A 15,633-nucleotide genomic window follows, 5' to 3' on the forward strand; every position below is an offset into this window, starting at 1 on the left:
TTGAAGTATTACGTAAAGGAACTCGAAATTGACCAGTACTCACACGACTTCAAATGATCGGATACCACTAGCTTGGCTCGGCTTGTGGGCTGTGCTGTTGGGTGGCGGCTTGGTGGCCGCTCGAACGCTGGCGGACCCGCAGGGTGCGACGCTGGGAACTGTTGGAAGATTGGGCTCGTCGATCGTCCTGGTAACCATGGGCGTGGTCGCCTGGAAACAAGTATCGCCATCCAATCAGCGATATGCGCTGTTGATAGCGATTGGAATGTTTCTGGGCACGATTGGTGATTTTTTTAATGCCAATCAATTGAAGTTTGTGCCACTGAAGGATCCTACGCTGGGGGCCATCATTGCCTTTGGAATAGGTCACATTGTGTATATGAGCGGGCTGCTGATGCTCTTGAACAGGCACATGCCGTTACGCCCCAAGGCCCTGGTGGGAAGCGTGCTTTTTTGGCAATTGTTTGCATTGGCCGGCTGGTACGTGGTGGTCTACCAGGCTCCCCAGGACAGCCCGTTGATGTGGCCTGCTCTGGGCTACACGCTGCTGCTGGCGGGAACGGCTGGTCTGGCGACGGCAGCCGCCTGCCATCAACCTCCACTATGGCCGCTGGCACTGGGCGCAGCGTTGTTTTTGATCAGCGATTTGATCCTAGCGGTCGGGCTGTTTCGCGGATCGTTTCCATATCGCAGCGAAGCGGTATGGTTGACTTATGGTCCCGGCCAAATGCTGATCGTCGTCTCCACATGGCTGGTGGATCGGTGGCGGAAATAGCCTTGGCCGCACTCGTAGCTCAGATGAACGGCGTGGAATCCCTGCCAGTCACTGTGATCGGTCAATCGACCCTCGATGATCGCGACCGCCAGCTCAATGCTTCCTACAAGTCCGTATACTCGGCTAGCGCTGCGATCAATTGTTGAACAAGTGTTCGGACAGCCGCCAGACCTTGCTGAATGTCGCTATGCTCAGCAAGTGCTCGTACGATAGCAGAACCAACAATCAGCCCATCGGCCACTGGAGCCAACAGCCGCACATGTTCGGGACGGCTGATTCCAAATCCAATGCAGATCGGCAGTTCAGTTCGCTCGCGCAACCAAGCCACTCGATCCACCACGTCCGCAGGCAACTCAGTACGTACGCCAGTAATCCCAGTGACTGATACAAAGTAGATAAATCCGCTGGAGCTTTCCGCAATCCGCAACATCCGGTCTGGCGGTGTGGTAGGAGTCACTAGATGAATCAGGCTGTAGTCGCGAGCGCGACACCGCTGGCGTAGATCATCGGCCTCCTCGACCAATAAATCCGGAACAATTGAACCGGCCAACCCGGCGGCCAGTGAGTCGTCCAAAAATTTATCTGCACCAATACGCTGGATGATCGAATAGCTGATCATGGATACTAGCGGCATGGTCAGATGCGACTTTGCCTGACTGACCATCTGCATGATCTCGCGCAGTTTGATTCCAGAGTTCAATGCGCGAGCATAGGAATCTTGAATTACTGGGCCGTCGGCGATTGGATCACTGTAGGGAATTCCCAGTTCTGCCAGCGCGCAGCCGGCCTCTTGTAGCACCTGCAGGAGCTGCGCCGTGACGGCCAGCGATGGATCGCCTGCCGTGACAAAAGGCAGAAACGCCTTTTTGCCTTGACTTCGCAAGCGAGCAAAACAATCATCAACTGCGGACATGTGCGTTCCAAACCAGAGTAAAATTCAGTTCGTTTATGAGCGATACCTTGTCGACGACTACCAGAGCGGGCGCGGGCTTTAGTATTCGCGTCCGGTCAGTCGAGCAATCTCTGCTGCATCCTTTTCGCCACGGCCACTCAGACAAACCAACACAATCTGATCGGCGGGCAGGCTGCTGGCCAGTTCCAGAGCTTTTGCGATCGCATGAGAAGATTCCAGGGCAGGCAAGATTCCCTCGCGCCGAGCAACCGTGTCGAATGTTTGCAGTGCTTGATTGTCACGACACATCGTGTATTCCACTCGACCAGCATCTTTCCAAAAACTGTGCTCTGGACCAACGCCGGGATAATCCAGTCCCGCCGACACGCTATGCACGGGCGATGTTTGGCCGTCTTCGTCTTGCATGACGTAGCTGAGCGTACCGTGCAGGACGCCTGGACTGCCGTATGTCAGCGGCGAGGCGTGCTGACCTGCCTCGGATGATCGTCCGCCAGCCTCCACTCCGATCAATCGCACCTGGGTGTCTTGAATGAACGGGTAGAACATGCCTGCGGCATTGGAACCGCCGCCAACACAGGCCACAATGGCATCAGGCAGTCGCTGCAAGACTTCTAAACACTGTGCACGAGCTTCACGCCCGATCACCGATTGAAAGTCGCGAACGATCATCGGAAACGGATGCGGACCAATGACCGAGCCAATGATATAGTGCGTTGTCTCGACCGAAGCCATCCAGTCTCGCAGGGCTTCATTGACGGCATCGCGGAGCGTTTGTGAACCGCTGGTTACTGGTCGAACCTCGGCACCCATCAAATTCATGCTAAAGACATTCGGCTTCTGACGACGAACATCTTCGGCACCCATGTACACTACGCAATTGAGTCCAAAATGAGCGCAAGCGGTGGCCGTGGCCACGCCATGTTGTCCGGCACCGGTTTCAGCAATCACGCGCGTTTTGCCCATCCGTTGAGCTAACAGGGCTTGCCCCAGCGCATTGTTGATCTTGTGGGCTCCGGTGTGATTCAAATCCTCGCGTTTAAACCAAATTTGAGCCCCACCCGCCAGTTGGCTCAACCGTCGCGCATGATACAGTGGCGAGGGCCGCCCCACGAAATTCTTTAACAAATAATCCAAGTCGGACTGAAACTTAGGATCGCGCCGCGCCGCAGCATACTCGACGACTAGCTCATCCAAAGCTCGCGTCAGCGTTTCAGGTACAAATCGACCACCAAACTGGCCGAACCGACCACGACTGTCGGGCACTTGAGTCAGCAGTCCAGAATCCGATGAACCGGTCACTGGCGTTGCAGAAGGTTTGGAAGAGGCCGACGAAGATGGGGACATTGTGGCTACGTATTTCTAGTGATCAGTCGTCATGGGGACGAAGTGGGACGGTCTATACAAAGCTCGACACCTGATTATTCACAAATCCATGGAGTGCGACTAGCGAGGTCGAACTAAACAAGGGGGTTTGCCCAACGTGTCTGGAAAGCAGCCGAGGTACTGCTAACACACCCTTTATGGCTGGCGACGGCCCACTACGAAGGCAATTGGTCCAATGGTCATCTGGAATTGACGATTGTGGACCGCCCCAGGCAGTCGGTCAAGACTCGGCGAGCAACCTTTTGTCCCTAGAGCCTGAGCCATAGACTCTTAAGATACTCGGTTTCAGGACAATTGGCCGATACCGGGTGACAGGCCGACGCGCTCACATGAGCCAAGATCTGCATGTTGCGTGGCTGAGCGGACGGGTTGAACTCCGAGGGTTTGCCGGCCGCCCGCGCAGCCGCCCGTACCAACCGCACAAACTGTTCATCGGCCAATAATCCAGCGCAGGAACAGGTCAACATCAGCCCGCCGGGAGTTACAAGCTGCATGGCCAGCCGATTGAGATCAAAATGTTTGCGGGTACCTTCTTCCAATTCGCTGCGGTTGCGAATCAGCTTAGGGGGATCCAACACCACCACGTCAAACTGGCGCCCGCCACGCAGCATGTCTCGCATGAAGGCAAACGCATCGGCTTGTGTAAATTTTACTTTTGCTTGATTTAGGGCCGCATTGCGTCGAGCGATCTCCAGCGGCGCTGCGTCCAAGTCAATTCCGGTCACTTCGCGAGCACCACCCCGTGCAGCCGCCATCACGGAGAATCCGCCCGTGTAGCAGCACACATCCAGCACACTACGGTCACGGCACAGTTCGGATAGCCGCAGTCGATTGTCGCGCTGATCGCAAAAGAAGCCAGTCTTGTGTCCGCTTTGAAAATCGACTCGATAACGCACCCCATTTTCCGTCACGACAACCTGTGAGGGCAATTCGGGGCTCGAGCGCTGGAGCCATTGAAATCCTTCCTGACTGAGTAAATGGGGGCTGGGGCTAATTCGCCAATGCACCGTACCCAATCGCGCGGCGATTCGCTGCACGATTTCGATCGCTCGCGGAGCCAGCGCTGCGCTAAAAACTTCGGCGCTCAGACAGTCACCGTAACGATCTACCACCAAGCCAGGTACTCCATCCGCCTCGGCATGGATGACGCGATAACAGTCGGTTGTCCGATCCAGTTGCAATGTCTGGGTGCGAAGTGATACCGCACGATCCAACAGCCCATCCCAAAACGCTTGATTGGGTGCCGTTTGGTGCCAGCTGATCAGGCGCAGCGCCACTTCGGACTTGGGGTTGTACACCCCGTACGCAAATAGCTCGGGAGCTCCGGACTCCGTATCTAAATGCCCTACACGCACCCAGCCTCCCGGCTGTGGGGGCGAGCCGATCCACTGCACAATCCGCTTGCGATAAACGGTAGGGTGGGTTGTTTGTCGCGTGACAATGGCGGTCGGCAACGTTCCTTCGTCTGGACATTCCACTGGCAACCGATCTGGTAATCGAGCTGGCGACGAGCGACCGTCTGGCGAGCCGCCGGGTCGCGGGCGGCGATGATGGAACGTGCGACGCTGAGACATAAATACGCAATCAATTTGTAGCAACGCTCGCCAGAGCGTGGACCATGCGACCGCCTTAGCCCACCGTCTACGCGACGGTGGCTGCGCTCCCCAGAGCCTGGAGGTGGCAATCAAACTTCGTCGATCATTCTAATCGCCAAATAGCCCCAGTCGAACTGAAATGTCCCTGCCGTTGCCTGGCTGCAAACTCCTGGAGCCTCGACTAAACTGAACTGTATGTTCCACCGTACCCTAGATCTTCGAGTTAGCGCTGTCGCCAGATGCCAGCTACTGAGCCTGTTGGCGTGCTCCATGTTGTGGCTAAGACTGTGTATCGGGGCAATTGCACAAGACCAGGCCAACCAACCGACCGCCCCAGAGGACACTACTAGGGCAGAACATTTTGAACGCCATGTACGGCCGTTGCTGCTGGAGAATTGCACCGGCTGCCACAGTCGATCCGTCGGCAAAGTCAAGGGTGGTCTGAGCATGGACAGCCGCGATGAGTTGCTTGCCGGCGGCGATAGTGGACCAGCAATCGATCTTGCCAACCCCGATGGCAGCTTGTTGCTGGATGCGGTCCGCCGACAGTCGCTGGAGATGCCGCCCGAAAAGCCACTTAGCCCACGAAACGTCGTAATTCTGGAACAGTGGATTCGATCTGGTGCCTTCTGGCCACAACAGGCCTTGCCGAATGACAAAAGCGACAATTGGATTGCAACTCGCGCCGCCAACCACTGGGCATGGCGACCGCTGCAGTCTGGCTCTCCACCGCATACGGGTGGACAGACCTGGCCGCTCAATCCTATCGACGCATTTATTTGGCGTGGACTACGCGAATTGGAACTTGATCCCGTGGGACCCGCCAGCGACTCGCAAATACTGCGAAGGCTCGCGGTTGATTTGACCGGTCTGCCACCCAGCCTGGAATTGGCACGGACTTACCAGCAAGCACTGTCCAGTGGCGACCGACAGTTGGCTTACGAACAGTTGATCGATCAATTGCTTGCCTCGCCGCAGTTCGGTGTGCAGTGGGGCAGGCATTGGCTGGACCTGATGCGATATGCAGAGACGTTAGGGCACGAGTTTGATTATCCACTGCACCACGCCTGGCAATACCGGGACTGCGTTGTGGATGGATTCAATGACGACATCCCCTACCGTCAAATGATCGTCGAACACTTGGCCGGTGATCGACTAAGCAGTCCGCGCCTCCATCGGCTATCGGGCATCAATCAGAGTTTGGCCGCTACCGGTTGGTGGTGGCTGGGCGATTCTGTACATGCTCCCGTGGACATCAAGAGCGATTGGGCTACGCGCATTGAGAATCAGGTCGATGTGTTATCAAAGGCTTTTTTGGGGATGACCGTGGCCTGCGCCCGCTGCCACGACCACAAGTTCGACGCGATCAGCACGGCCGATTACTACGGGTTAGTTGGAATCGCGCGCAGCACACGCCGACAATACGCCATCACCGATCCCACCCAGCAGATATCTCTCCAGCGACGGCGGATGCGTGAATTGATGTTGCCAGCCGATGCTGCGGCTCACTCAGCTTGGCAAGCGGTGACACCGGCAAACATTAGTCAATGGTTGACCACTGCGATTGCGCACTGGAAATCATTGTCAAGCGACGAGCTGAATCAGTCGCTACCCATTCAATCGCCACTCTATCCGCTACGATTGCTGGTGCAGTCATCAGCCGGCGACGGGGATCCCGGACAGGATTTTGCAGCTCGCGCACTAGAATTGAGCCAACAACTACGGCAGCTCCATCAACAGTACACGCAGTGGGAAGCCAACAGTTACTTGTTAGCCGACTTCCGCGACGGGCTACCCTCTGGTTGGACCTTAGAAGCAGTGGAGCCGAACGACTGGCGGTCCGAGCGGCCACGGGTGGATTGGTTCGTAGGCCACTTGCCAATGCCGGTACGGCCAGATGTCCTCAGTAGCCAACTGTGGGGACGCAGACAGTACCTAACGTTGCGCTCGCCCGATTTCCAGGTCACGACGCCTTGCGTCTGCATCAAAATGCGTGGCAAGTCGACTCAATCGGTGACGCTGGTTGACAACTATTTTATGGGCGAGTTCCACGGATTGTTGTTTAGCGATCTACGCAAACCCATTGATCAATCCATCGACGGTGGTTGGGTGATACACGCGGGCGACCTCAAGAAATACCTTGGCCATTCCGCGTACTTGTCGTTAGAAAATGACGCAGGCGCATGGTTTGAAATTCAGCAAGTGCGCTGCGCTCCCCAGGCACCACCACCCGAACCACATCCGTGGGCGCTGCAAATTCTAACGCAACAAGTGGCCAACCCTGACGCTTTCTCAAATCTGATTGTCGAGCAACTACAGGCCGCCCTGGCTGAAGTCATTTCGAATCCTGCGACTGGTAACCCTGGTTCATTGGCTGCGGTGCGCGCTATGTTCAGTACTCTGCCGGAGCGATTGCTGGATCCGACGGAGGCCGAGCAGTTATCCACATTTGCCAAAAAACTACAAGAATTGGACAGCCAGACCCCGCAACCGACTCGATTAACCGTTGCCAGTGAGGGCACGCCACAATCTGTGCCAATTGAGCTGCGCGGTGATCCACATCGCACCGGTCAGGTCGTTCCACGCGGATGCTTTACGTCGTTGGTCTCCTGGACTGAGCCGGCTCATGATTCATCAGGTCGTTGGGAGCTAGCACAATCATTGACCGACCCCAAGCATCCGCTGGTATCGCGCGTCATTGTCAATCGCGTATGGCATCACCTGCTGGGTCGCGGATTGATTGCGTCTCCAGATAACCTGGGAGTTCTGGGGAATCGGCCCACCCACCCTGAATTGTTGGACTGGTTGGCCGATCAATTTGTGCAGCACGATTGGTCGATCAAGTGGCTGATTCGTCAGATTGTGACCAGTCAAACCTATCAACTTGGCAGCACTCCAGCCCAGCGACATCAACTGCTGGATCCCGATGCGGCTCTGTGGAGTCATCGGTCGGTGCGACGACTAACTGCCGAGAACCTGCGCGACGCTGCGCTGTTTACTGCTGACTGTCTGGATCTCAGTTTGGGAGGAGCCAGTGTGCCAGTGTATTTGACCGAGCAGATGACCGGTCGTGGTCGGCCAGCTCGCAGTGGACCGCTGGATGGGGACCACCGTCGCAGTTTGTATTTGGAGGTCCGCCGCAATTTCCTGAATCCTTTCTTGGCAGCTTTTGATCAACCGATGCCCAGCACTACGGTCGGCCGGCGCAATATCTCCAACGTACCAGCCCAAGCTCTCAGTCTATTGAATGATCCGCTGATTGTGCACCTTAGCCAACGTTGGGCTGATGCAACTCAGCCCATCACCGATCCGCAGCAGCGCGCTCGCCGCATGTTAGAAACCGCCTTCACGTGCCTGGCTGACACTGATCAGATTTCGCAGGCAGTCCAGTTCGTCGAGCGATCGGGCGAGCATGGCTGGCAAGAACTAGCGCACGTGTTATTGAACTCAAAAGCATTCTGCTTCGTCCCGTGAGCTACCACCTAAAAGCTTTTGGAAGTACATGCGGATGTCTGCTCGATCAAAGTCTTTCGACTCGGACAACGCAGTTTCCAAAGGTAGATCCGCCAGCTAGGTCGGTCAGCCGCTGACTGGTGAGGTCATTCAGACTCTTGCGGTCCGGTGCGAGCTTAGGCCACCACTGACCGACGGCAATGGCTACGCCCCGACGCGCGTCGGTGGTAACCTGCAGGCGACGCTGGATTTGACCATGTTGGCTAACAATCCGAACCGTCTGGCCATCTTGAACATTGGCTGCCAGCGCATCATCGGGATGAATCAATACACTAGGCTCACCGCCAGCAGCGCGCAATAGCGACGGAATATTGCCCATCGAGGTGTTGACGATGTAGGCTCCCGGTGGCGAAATCATTCGCAGTGGAAACTGGCGATTGGGTTGCTCGACGAAATCAAGCTGTTGGGGAGCCGGCCCAAAGCGAATTTTCTTATCCTCATGATGACTGCCATGGGCATACGGGCGAAAGTCGCCAGGAATGTTCAAACGCGCACTGCCCTCACGTTGCAGTTGCTGAAACGTCACGCCATGCAAAAAGGGGTGATCGCTGGCGAGCAAATCTGCGGCCAGCTCGGCTGTGCTCATCGCAAACACTGGATCGGCTAAACCCAATCGCTGGGCCAATTGCTGGAAGACCCAACTGTTGGGCCGACACTGGCCTGGCGGAGTCAGGATGGGGTCTGCCCACTGCAGGTAATAATGTCCGTAGGCGCAATACAGATCGGGATGCTCGGTAAACATGGTTGCGGGCAGTAAGATGTCCGCATAATCGGCCGTGTCGGTGGGAAATAACTCCAAGACTACCGTAAACAGATCTTCGCGCGCCAGCCCAGCGCGGACGCTGCGTGAGTCGGGTACTACAGCGGCTGGATTGGAGTTAAATACGAACAGAGCGGCGATGCGGGGATCGCCATTGGCGGTTCGTTCCGCCAAAACAGTTCCCAAGTGATTTTGATTGACGCGCGGGCGATCGGGTTGACGGAGATGCAATCCGCTGTAGCGAGTTTGATTTAGTTGAAAGCCGCCACTGTACGACAAACTGGCACCGCCGCCGACGTGCTGCCAAGCTCCCGTGAGCGCCGGTAGTAGACTGACTGCCCGTACTGAATTGCCGCCACCTTCGTTGCGGCTCATGCCATAGCCCACTTTGATAAAGGTCTGTCGCGTGCCACCAATGGCCTGCGCCAACTGTTGAATCTGCTCGCCTGGCACTCCGCACACCGACTCGGCACGATCCAACGTCCAGGCGTCGCACGCCTGCCGATACGCATCCAGCCCGGCAGCATATTGCTGCAGATAGTTGGTATCCTGTAAACCTAGCTGGAAAATCTCGCGACCGACCGCCAGCGCCAACGCCGCATCAGTACCAACGTTGATCGAAATGTGCTGATCGGCAAAGCGGCTGGTTTCATTGTGGTAGGGATCGATATGAATTATCCGCGCGCCATGCGTCTGACGAGCTGCCTTAAGCCACGGTACCAAGTGACTGCCCGAGCGCAGCACGTTGATTCCCCACAGAACTATCAATCGCGACTGAGCGATCGACTCTTGGGGAACTGAGATTTTGCCGGGGCCATAATTGATTTCCCAGGCTGTGCTGGCCGTCGACGCACAAATTGTTTGATCCAGCTCGCTAGCTCCCAGAGCTCGAAAGAAAGCCAGCGGATGATCGCGCTCGATCAACCCCATGGTACCGGCGTAGTGAAACGGCAAGATGCTTGAGTCGCCGTATCGCTGGCGCGCGTGTTGCGTTCGAGCAGCGATCGTATCGAGCGCCTCGTCCCACCCAATGGTTTGGAATTGACCGCTACCTTTTGGGCCAACGCGGCGTTGTGGATACAGCAGGCGCTCGGGATGATGCTGTCGCTCGGGATACTTGGCCATCTTGACGCAAGCAAATCCTTGCGTCATCGGATGCTGCGGGTCGCCGCGCAGGCCCACCACGCGATCGCCCTGCAGGTCAATCGTCAAACTGCAAGTATCCGGACAATCCAGGGGACATACGCTGCGACGTGAAACAATTTCCAGCGTTGGCACAGAATTCATAGAGCACTCGCGGAGCTAAATCTTGCGCCGCTTTTTAAATAATTGGTCGATCTGCTTGTTCTGATGTTTGCGCAGGGCGCGTTTGTCGTGACCGTCATGGGCTGTCATGCGAGTCAAATTCGCCTGCACGCGCATCAAAAAATCGCGATAACTCTGCTCGACTTGCGTGGGCCGAAGCGTTGGTTGCCACGGTGCACAGACAAAGGTGTACAACAAGCCAGCATCGATCATGACCTGTGAAGCGGTTTCGATTTCATCAAGCGCTGCGACAATGCTCTGGCCACTGCGGGGGTCTAGTTGTTGCATTTCCGCGACGAGCAACATAGCCCACAATCCAGGATCCGATATCGACGCGCGCAACTGCTGGACCATGGGAGCCAGCCCCGCCACGCGCATACGCTGCAGTCCGCGAGCGATCCAGCGCCGATTGTTCTCTGTGGATTGCGGGAATTGTTCCAGCAGCGCTTGCGCTGCTGCGCCCGAACCACACCGCACCAGCGCCTCTAGGACCAGACTGAGCACGCTCTCCCGCGAATCCTGCAGATGCACTGCTAGTTTGGACTCCAAGCCTTGTTCGCTGGAATCTTGGTTGCCGGCGAACTGTGCCAGACTTATCAACACCATCTGAAAACTGGCGGAATCTGCAGTTGACACTCCAGGCCCACAGGACAACACGGCCGATAGATCTAAATAGCCAGGGTGCAGATGTCGCAGCACCTCCAGGGCGGCCAATCCTTGCTGCAATGCGGTTGCCGATTCTGGATTCTCAGCCAACTCGGCAACAGCTTGATCCAGTACTCCTGCCAATTGATCCGCAGATTTATCTAATAGGCCGACGCGCTGCCTGAGCCCTTGGATGTCGATACGGAAGAATATTTTGTGCGACTGGGCAGTCTGCACGATCTGCTGCTCATGCTCAGCCAGCTCGGTTATCGGCATCTTGACGACCTGCTCCAGCAGCTTGCCGGCGGAGCGCGTGGTGATGCTGGTTAACTCTCGTTCCTGCCCTACTAAGTCTGCCACCTGAAGACAGGCGTGGCCGATGGTTGACGAGGGAATCGGGAAAAAGCTGAGCATCGGAAACTGAGTAAACGCGATTTCCGGCGATCGTTGGCTCCACTGGTCAAATACCACTTGGCTAATGCTGGTATCATCCATGTAGCCTTCACACAGCCAATTGAGCGCTATATTGCGCACTGCATCATCATCGTGCGACAAATGCTCGATTACAGAACCCAGGATGGAATCAGCCATGTTGTTCACTTCCGCTGTGCACTTCGTTCCTCTCAATCGGCATCGGCAATTGTAGCTGCCGTCGCCAGACGGTGAGTTCGCCTTACGATTTTCGGTCGAGCCAATTCGACTATTCACAGCCTAGTTTGCGTTATCTTGCTGTTTGACGAGGTGTTTTGGCAATACCGGTTGGGCCATCATGGCCCAATAGACGCAGAAATTTAGCTAGAATTGTTCTACAGAACACTGATTTCGACCATTCTCCGTATGGAAAGGTTCACCGGTATGCAATTAACTTCAGTTCTGATACGCATCCTACGCACTACTCAACTGACGCCTCTCGGGCCGGTGGCGGCTGTTCGAACTGCAATGCAGCTGATCTTCTGTTGGTATTTGCTATCAACATTCCCTAGTGGAGCAATCAGCGCCGACGAGCCGATGCGCGTCGGCATGATCGGATTGGATACATCGCACGCACCGGCCTTTGCCAAGCTTATCAACCAGAATTCGGATGTCGCTAGCCCGCTGGCAACCATGCGGGTAGTGGCCGCCTATCCTGGCGGTAGCCCCGATCTACCGTCCAGCCGCGATCGAGTTGTCGGCTTTACCGATGATCTGCGGAAGATGGGCATCCAGATCGTCGATTCGATCGAACAACTGCTGACCAAAGTCGATGCCGTACTGCTGGAGAGCGTGGACGGACGAAAGCACCTGGAACAAGCCATACCCGTATTTCGAGCTGGCAAGCCGATGTTTATCGACAAGCCGCTCGCAGCCAATTTGACCGACGCTCTTGCCATCGACCGATTAGCCAAGCACTATCAGTCTCGCTGGTTCAGCAGCTCTTCATTACGTTTCAGTCCCAGCATCATTCGCTATCGTGGGGCAGCATACCAAGGTGCTATTCACGGCGCGGATGCGTGGGGCCCTTGTGCGCTGGACGCCACGCATGAAGATCTATTTTGGTACGGCATTCACGGAGTCGAAACACTGTACACGGCCATGGGAACAGGCTGCCAGCAGCTCGTGCGGGTCAGTACTCCCAGCACCGATGTTGTCGTGGGGACATGGGAGGGGGGGCGAATTGGATCGTTTCGGGGCATACGCAGCGGTGCCAGCGGTTATGGTTTGGCTGTCTTTGGCCAAAAATCGATCGAACTAGACGCCAAATACGAAGGCTACGGACCACTGGTCGAAGAGATCGCCCGATTCTTCAGTGGTGGGCCGCACCCTGTCAGCAACCAAGAAACGCTGGAGATGATGACCTTTATGCAGGCGGCTCAGGTATCGAAACAGCGTGGTGTCCAGCCAGTCACTTTAAGCGAAGTTTTCGAGCAACATCTGGCTGCGGCTGAAGAAATTGTGGCTAGAATAGTGGACCAACCCTAACCCCTACGACTGCACTTCATGACCAGCGCACCTCCAGCAGATGTACTTCAATCGTCGGCCTTCGGAGTCTTAGAGACCACCGGTTGGACTCCGGCGATGGTAGCTTTGGACGCCATGGAAAAGGCCGCCCAGATCAGAGTCTGGCAGGTCGAACTCAACGATTTCTTTGGAACCTGCATCAAAATCTACGGCTCGGCAGATTCTGTTCGAACGGCGATTGATGTCGGTCACGCGATCGCCGCACAGCTGCAAGGCAAGCCAGTAAGTACGATGACCGCTCGATTGAGTCCAGAAGCGGCGCTCGGCATCGATAGTCCGGTCGAGTACAACCCGTTAATTCAACAATATGTCGTCAAACTACCTCTTACCCCCGAGGACCCTACGGTGAGTTCTGATTCCATTCAAGCATTGGGTTTTATCGAGACCCAAGGATTTACAGCGGTGTTTGAAGCGGTCGATACCGCGTGTAAAGCTGCCCAAGTTGAAGTCGTTGGCAAAGAGAAGTTAGGCGGAGGTTATGTGACCATAGTGTTGCGGGGTGATGTGGCGGCGGTACGAGCAGCCATCGACGCAGCGCGGCCCAAGGTAGACGGGCTAGGAAAACTGATCGCGGCACATGTCATCGCGCGGCCCAGCCAATCGGTATTGGCGCTGCTGCCAGCAGCGGTGAAGTAGAGCCGCCGCGGGAAGTAATGTTGGGATTGGAAGTCGTGTGAGGATTGGATGAATAGTCGCTGAGTTGCAAAGAGTTGAGACCTTAGACTTCCAATTTGAGATCAAAGATTTCAGATCTAGCATCGCAAATGTGCGATTTGGACTGGTCGCCTGCGAACGTGCAATTCTCTTTCCGATTTCAACCACCCCCCATCGCGCTTACCCAGCAATTGCACTTCACAACTCGCAAGTTCTTCAATCTCTACTCGATTTGCATCCTAAGTTCGATACTCCACCAAAATCGATGATCCTTACTCGGGAAATTTCAACCATGCCTGCCACCATTCTCCGCAGTTTCACGGTCGCGCTGATTTCATCGCTTCTGGTTTTGCCTGCCAACATTCTTCTGGGACAGACGGCCGAAGTCGATATCCGTCCCGACGTTGTCTATGGCCACAAAGACGGCCTGGCCTTGACCTACGATGTCTTGACTCCCAAACAAAATGCCAACGGGGTCGGTCTGTTGTTTATGGTCAGCGGTGGCTGGTTTTCTATTTGGGCACCACCCGAACAGCTGGCCAAGACCTATCTCGCCCCGCTATTGGATCAAGGCTACACAGTCTTCGCGGTTCGACATGGCAGCAGCCCCAAATATGTCGTCCCTGAAATTGTGGTCGATGTCAAATCAGCACTCAAACACATCTCGGAGCGCGCGGGTGATTACGGCGTCGACAAATCGCGCCTGGGCGTTTTTGGATTCAGCGCTGGTGGCCATTTATCGCTGATTCTCGGGACCCAAACCAACGACCAGGGTGATGCCGAATCTGCTCCACGAGTGGCCGCCGTAGTCGCAGTCTTTCCACCTACTGATCTAACGCCTTACGTTGATTCACATTCGCTTCGCGAGCGATTTCCGGCGCTGAAATTCGACATCCAGCAAGCTGCCGATGTATCACCAGCCAAACATGTCACCAGCGACGACGCTCCCACGCTGCTGGTTCACGGCGACAAAGATGAATTAGTTCCTATCTCCCATAGTCATCAGATTGTGGCTGAATTTGAAAAATCGAACGTCAAACACCAGCTCATCACCATCGAAGGTGCCGCGCACGGCTTCGACGCCGAAGGCAACAAACGCATGATCGACGGGATGATCCAGTGGTTTGGCGAACATCTCAAGTAGTTCCCCCTTACCGTCTTCCTTGTTAATTTTTGCAACGTCTCATGGACGTCTTTCTCGGAGGCATCATTATGCAGCGACTCATCAGCCACTGTGTCCCCGCCGTCGCACTGCTTGCGATGAGCTTGACAACGCCCGCTAATTGCAGGCAACTTCGCGCTGCGAGCTTCGACGTTCGTCCGGATGTGGTATATGGCCACAAGGATGGTATGGCGCTGACGTACGACGTCTTTACGCCTAAAGAAAACGCCAAGGGACTGGGGTTGTTGTTCATGGTCAGCGGTGGCTGGGTTTCCACTTGGGTTCCACCGCAACAACTGGGAAGCACCATGTTGGCACCGCTGCTGCAACAGGGTTACACCGTCTTTGCGGTACGTCACGGCAGCAGCCCCAAGTATGTTGTTCCCGAAGTTGCGAACGACGTCAAACAGGCTCTCAAGCACATACATAAGAACGCTGACGACTACAGTGTGGACAAATCGCGGCTGGGCGTATTCGGTTTTAGTGCGGGCGGCCATCTGTCGTTGATTCTTGGCACTCAATCCAATCATGTGGGTCACGCGGAACAACAACCTCGAGTCGCTGCCGTTGTGGCTGTATGTCCACCAACTGATCTGGAACTGGCTCTGGATTCGGAAGACCTCGTCAGACGCTTCCCGGCGCTTAAGTTCAAACGCGACCTGGTTGGCGACGTTTCTCCGCTACGGCATGTTACCAGCGATGATGCTGCGACGTTGCTAATTCATGGCGACCAAGACGATCTGGTACCGATTTCGCAGAGTCAAGACATTGCAGCCGCGCTGGAGAAGAATCAAGTCAAACATGAGCTGATGACCATCGAAGGTGCCGGACACGGCTTCGACCCTGAAAGCCGCAAACTCATCTTTCAAGGCATGGTACAGTGGTTTGATCAACACCTGCACCCCTAAACATCTACAGTGAACTGAGAAT

General features: G+C 55.6%; 11 protein-coding genes. 6 read left to right on the forward strand and 5 right to left on the reverse strand.

What is annotated here, in order from left to right; all coding sequences use genetic code 11:
• Window positions 1-28 precede the first annotated feature (28 nt).
• Entirely contained in the window at window positions 29-775 is a 747-nt protein-coding gene (locus tag KF752_16635) for a lysoplasmalogenase (protein ID MBX3423185.1), read from the forward strand.
• A gap of 103 nt (window positions 776-878) precedes the next feature.
• Here the strand turns inward: KF752_16635 and trpA are convergent, their stop codons facing one another.
• The 3 genes from trpA to KF752_16650 all read right to left on the reverse strand — a co-directional run bounded on the left by trpA (window position 879) and on the right by KF752_16650 (window position 4,645).
• The gene (gene trpA, locus KF752_16640) at window positions 879-1,688 is read right to left on the reverse strand and encodes a tryptophan synthase subunit alpha (protein ID MBX3423186.1); all 810 of its coding nucleotides are present in this window, start codon (window positions 1,686-1,688) and stop codon (window positions 879-881) included.
• A 78-nt stretch (window positions 1,689-1,766) separates the two neighbouring features.
• Window positions 1,767-3,032 (reverse strand): tryptophan synthase subunit beta, encoded by a 1,266-nt coding sequence (gene trpB, locus KF752_16645; protein MBX3423187.1) that lies wholly within the window; start codon window positions 3,030-3,032, stop codon window positions 1,767-1,769.
• 287 nt (window positions 3,033-3,319) lie between these two features.
• Window positions 3,320-4,645 (reverse strand): class I SAM-dependent rRNA methyltransferase, encoded by a 1,326-nt coding sequence (locus KF752_16650; GenBank protein ID MBX3423188.1) that lies wholly within the window; start codon window positions 4,643-4,645, stop codon window positions 3,320-3,322.
• A gap of 291 nt (window positions 4,646-4,936) precedes the next feature.
• Between KF752_16650 and KF752_16655 the strand changes: the two genes are divergently transcribed.
• The gene (locus KF752_16655; protein MBX3423189.1) at window positions 4,937-8,140 is read left to right on the forward strand and encodes a PSD1 domain-containing protein; all 3,204 of its coding nucleotides are present in this window, start codon (window positions 4,937-4,939) and stop codon (window positions 8,138-8,140) included.
• A gap of 46 nt (window positions 8,141-8,186) precedes the next feature.
• Here the strand turns inward: KF752_16655 and KF752_16660 are convergent, their stop codons facing one another.
• Window positions 8,187-10,226: a molybdopterin-dependent oxidoreductase gene (locus KF752_16660; GenBank protein MBX3423190.1), complete on the reverse strand. Its 2,040-nt coding sequence runs from the start codon at window positions 10,224-10,226 to the stop codon at window positions 8,187-8,189.
• A gap of 15 nt (window positions 10,227-10,241) precedes the next feature.
• The gene (locus KF752_16665) at window positions 10,242-11,480 is read right to left on the reverse strand and encodes a hypothetical protein (GenBank protein MBX3423191.1); all 1,239 of its coding nucleotides are present in this window, start codon (window positions 11,478-11,480) and stop codon (window positions 10,242-10,244) included.
• Between the two features lie 264 nt (window positions 11,481-11,744).
• Here KF752_16665 and KF752_16670 point away from each other — a divergent pair, with 264 nt between their 5' ends.
• From KF752_16670 to KF752_16685, 4 genes are all read left to right on the forward strand, one after another.
• Window positions 11,745-12,848, forward strand: a complete 1,104-nt coding sequence (locus KF752_16670; protein ID MBX3423192.1) for a Gfo/Idh/MocA family oxidoreductase — start codon at window positions 11,745-11,747, stop codon at window positions 12,846-12,848.
• Between the two features lie 18 nt (window positions 12,849-12,866).
• Window positions 12,867-13,523, forward strand: coding sequence for a BMC domain-containing protein (locus KF752_16675; GenBank protein MBX3423193.1), 657 nt, complete (start codon window positions 12,867-12,869; stop codon window positions 13,521-13,523).
• A gap of 310 nt (window positions 13,524-13,833) precedes the next feature.
• Complete coding sequence (locus tag KF752_16680; GenBank protein MBX3423194.1) at window positions 13,834-14,685, forward strand: alpha/beta hydrolase; 852 nt, start codon at window positions 13,834-13,836, stop codon at window positions 14,683-14,685.
• A 41-nt stretch (window positions 14,686-14,726) separates the two neighbouring features.
• A complete protein-coding gene (locus KF752_16685) occupies window positions 14,727-15,611 on the forward strand; it encodes an alpha/beta hydrolase (GenBank protein ID MBX3423195.1) in 885 nt (294 codons plus the stop codon).
• Window positions 15,612-15,633 lie beyond the last annotated feature (22 nt).

It is taken from the genome of Pirellulaceae bacterium, from assembly GCA_019636385.1.
Taxonomy (GTDB): domain Bacteria; phylum Planctomycetota; class Planctomycetia; order Pirellulales; family Pirellulaceae; genus Aureliella.

Excerpts from the sequence above, each read along its gene's own strand:
- trpA (MBX3423186.1), bottom strand. The coding sequence starts at position 1,688 with ATGTCCGCAGTTGATGATTGTTTTGCTCGCTTGCGAAGTCAAGGCAAA.
- KF752_16680 (MBX3423194.1), top strand. The coding sequence starts at position 13,834 with ATGCCTGCCACCATTCTCCGCAGTTTCACGGTCGCGCTGATTTCATCG.
- KF752_16675 (MBX3423193.1), top strand. The coding sequence starts at position 12,867 with ATGACCAGCGCACCTCCAGCAGATGTACTTCAATCGTCGGCCTTCGGA.
- KF752_16655 (MBX3423189.1), top strand. The coding sequence starts at position 4,937 with ATGTTGTGGCTAAGACTGTGTATCGGGGCAATTGCACAAGACCAGGCC.
- trpB (MBX3423187.1), bottom strand. The coding sequence starts at position 3,032 with ATGTCCCCATCTTCGTCGGCCTCTTCCAAACCTTCTGCAACGCCAGTG.
- KF752_16685 (MBX3423195.1), top strand. The coding sequence starts at position 14,727 with ATGGACGTCTTTCTCGGAGGCATCATTATGCAGCGACTCATCAGCCAC.
- KF752_16650 (MBX3423188.1), bottom strand. The coding sequence starts at position 4,645 with ATGTCTCAGCGTCGCACGTTCCATCATCGCCGCCCGCGACCCGGCGGC.
- KF752_16660 (MBX3423190.1), bottom strand. The coding sequence starts at position 10,226 with ATGAATTCTGTGCCAACGCTGGAAATTGTTTCACGTCGCAGCGTATGT.
- KF752_16670 (MBX3423192.1), top strand. The coding sequence starts at position 11,745 with ATGCAATTAACTTCAGTTCTGATACGCATCCTACGCACTACTCAACTG.
- KF752_16665 (MBX3423191.1), bottom strand. The coding sequence starts at position 11,480 with ATGGCTGATTCCATCCTGGGTTCTGTAATCGAGCATTTGTCGCACGAT.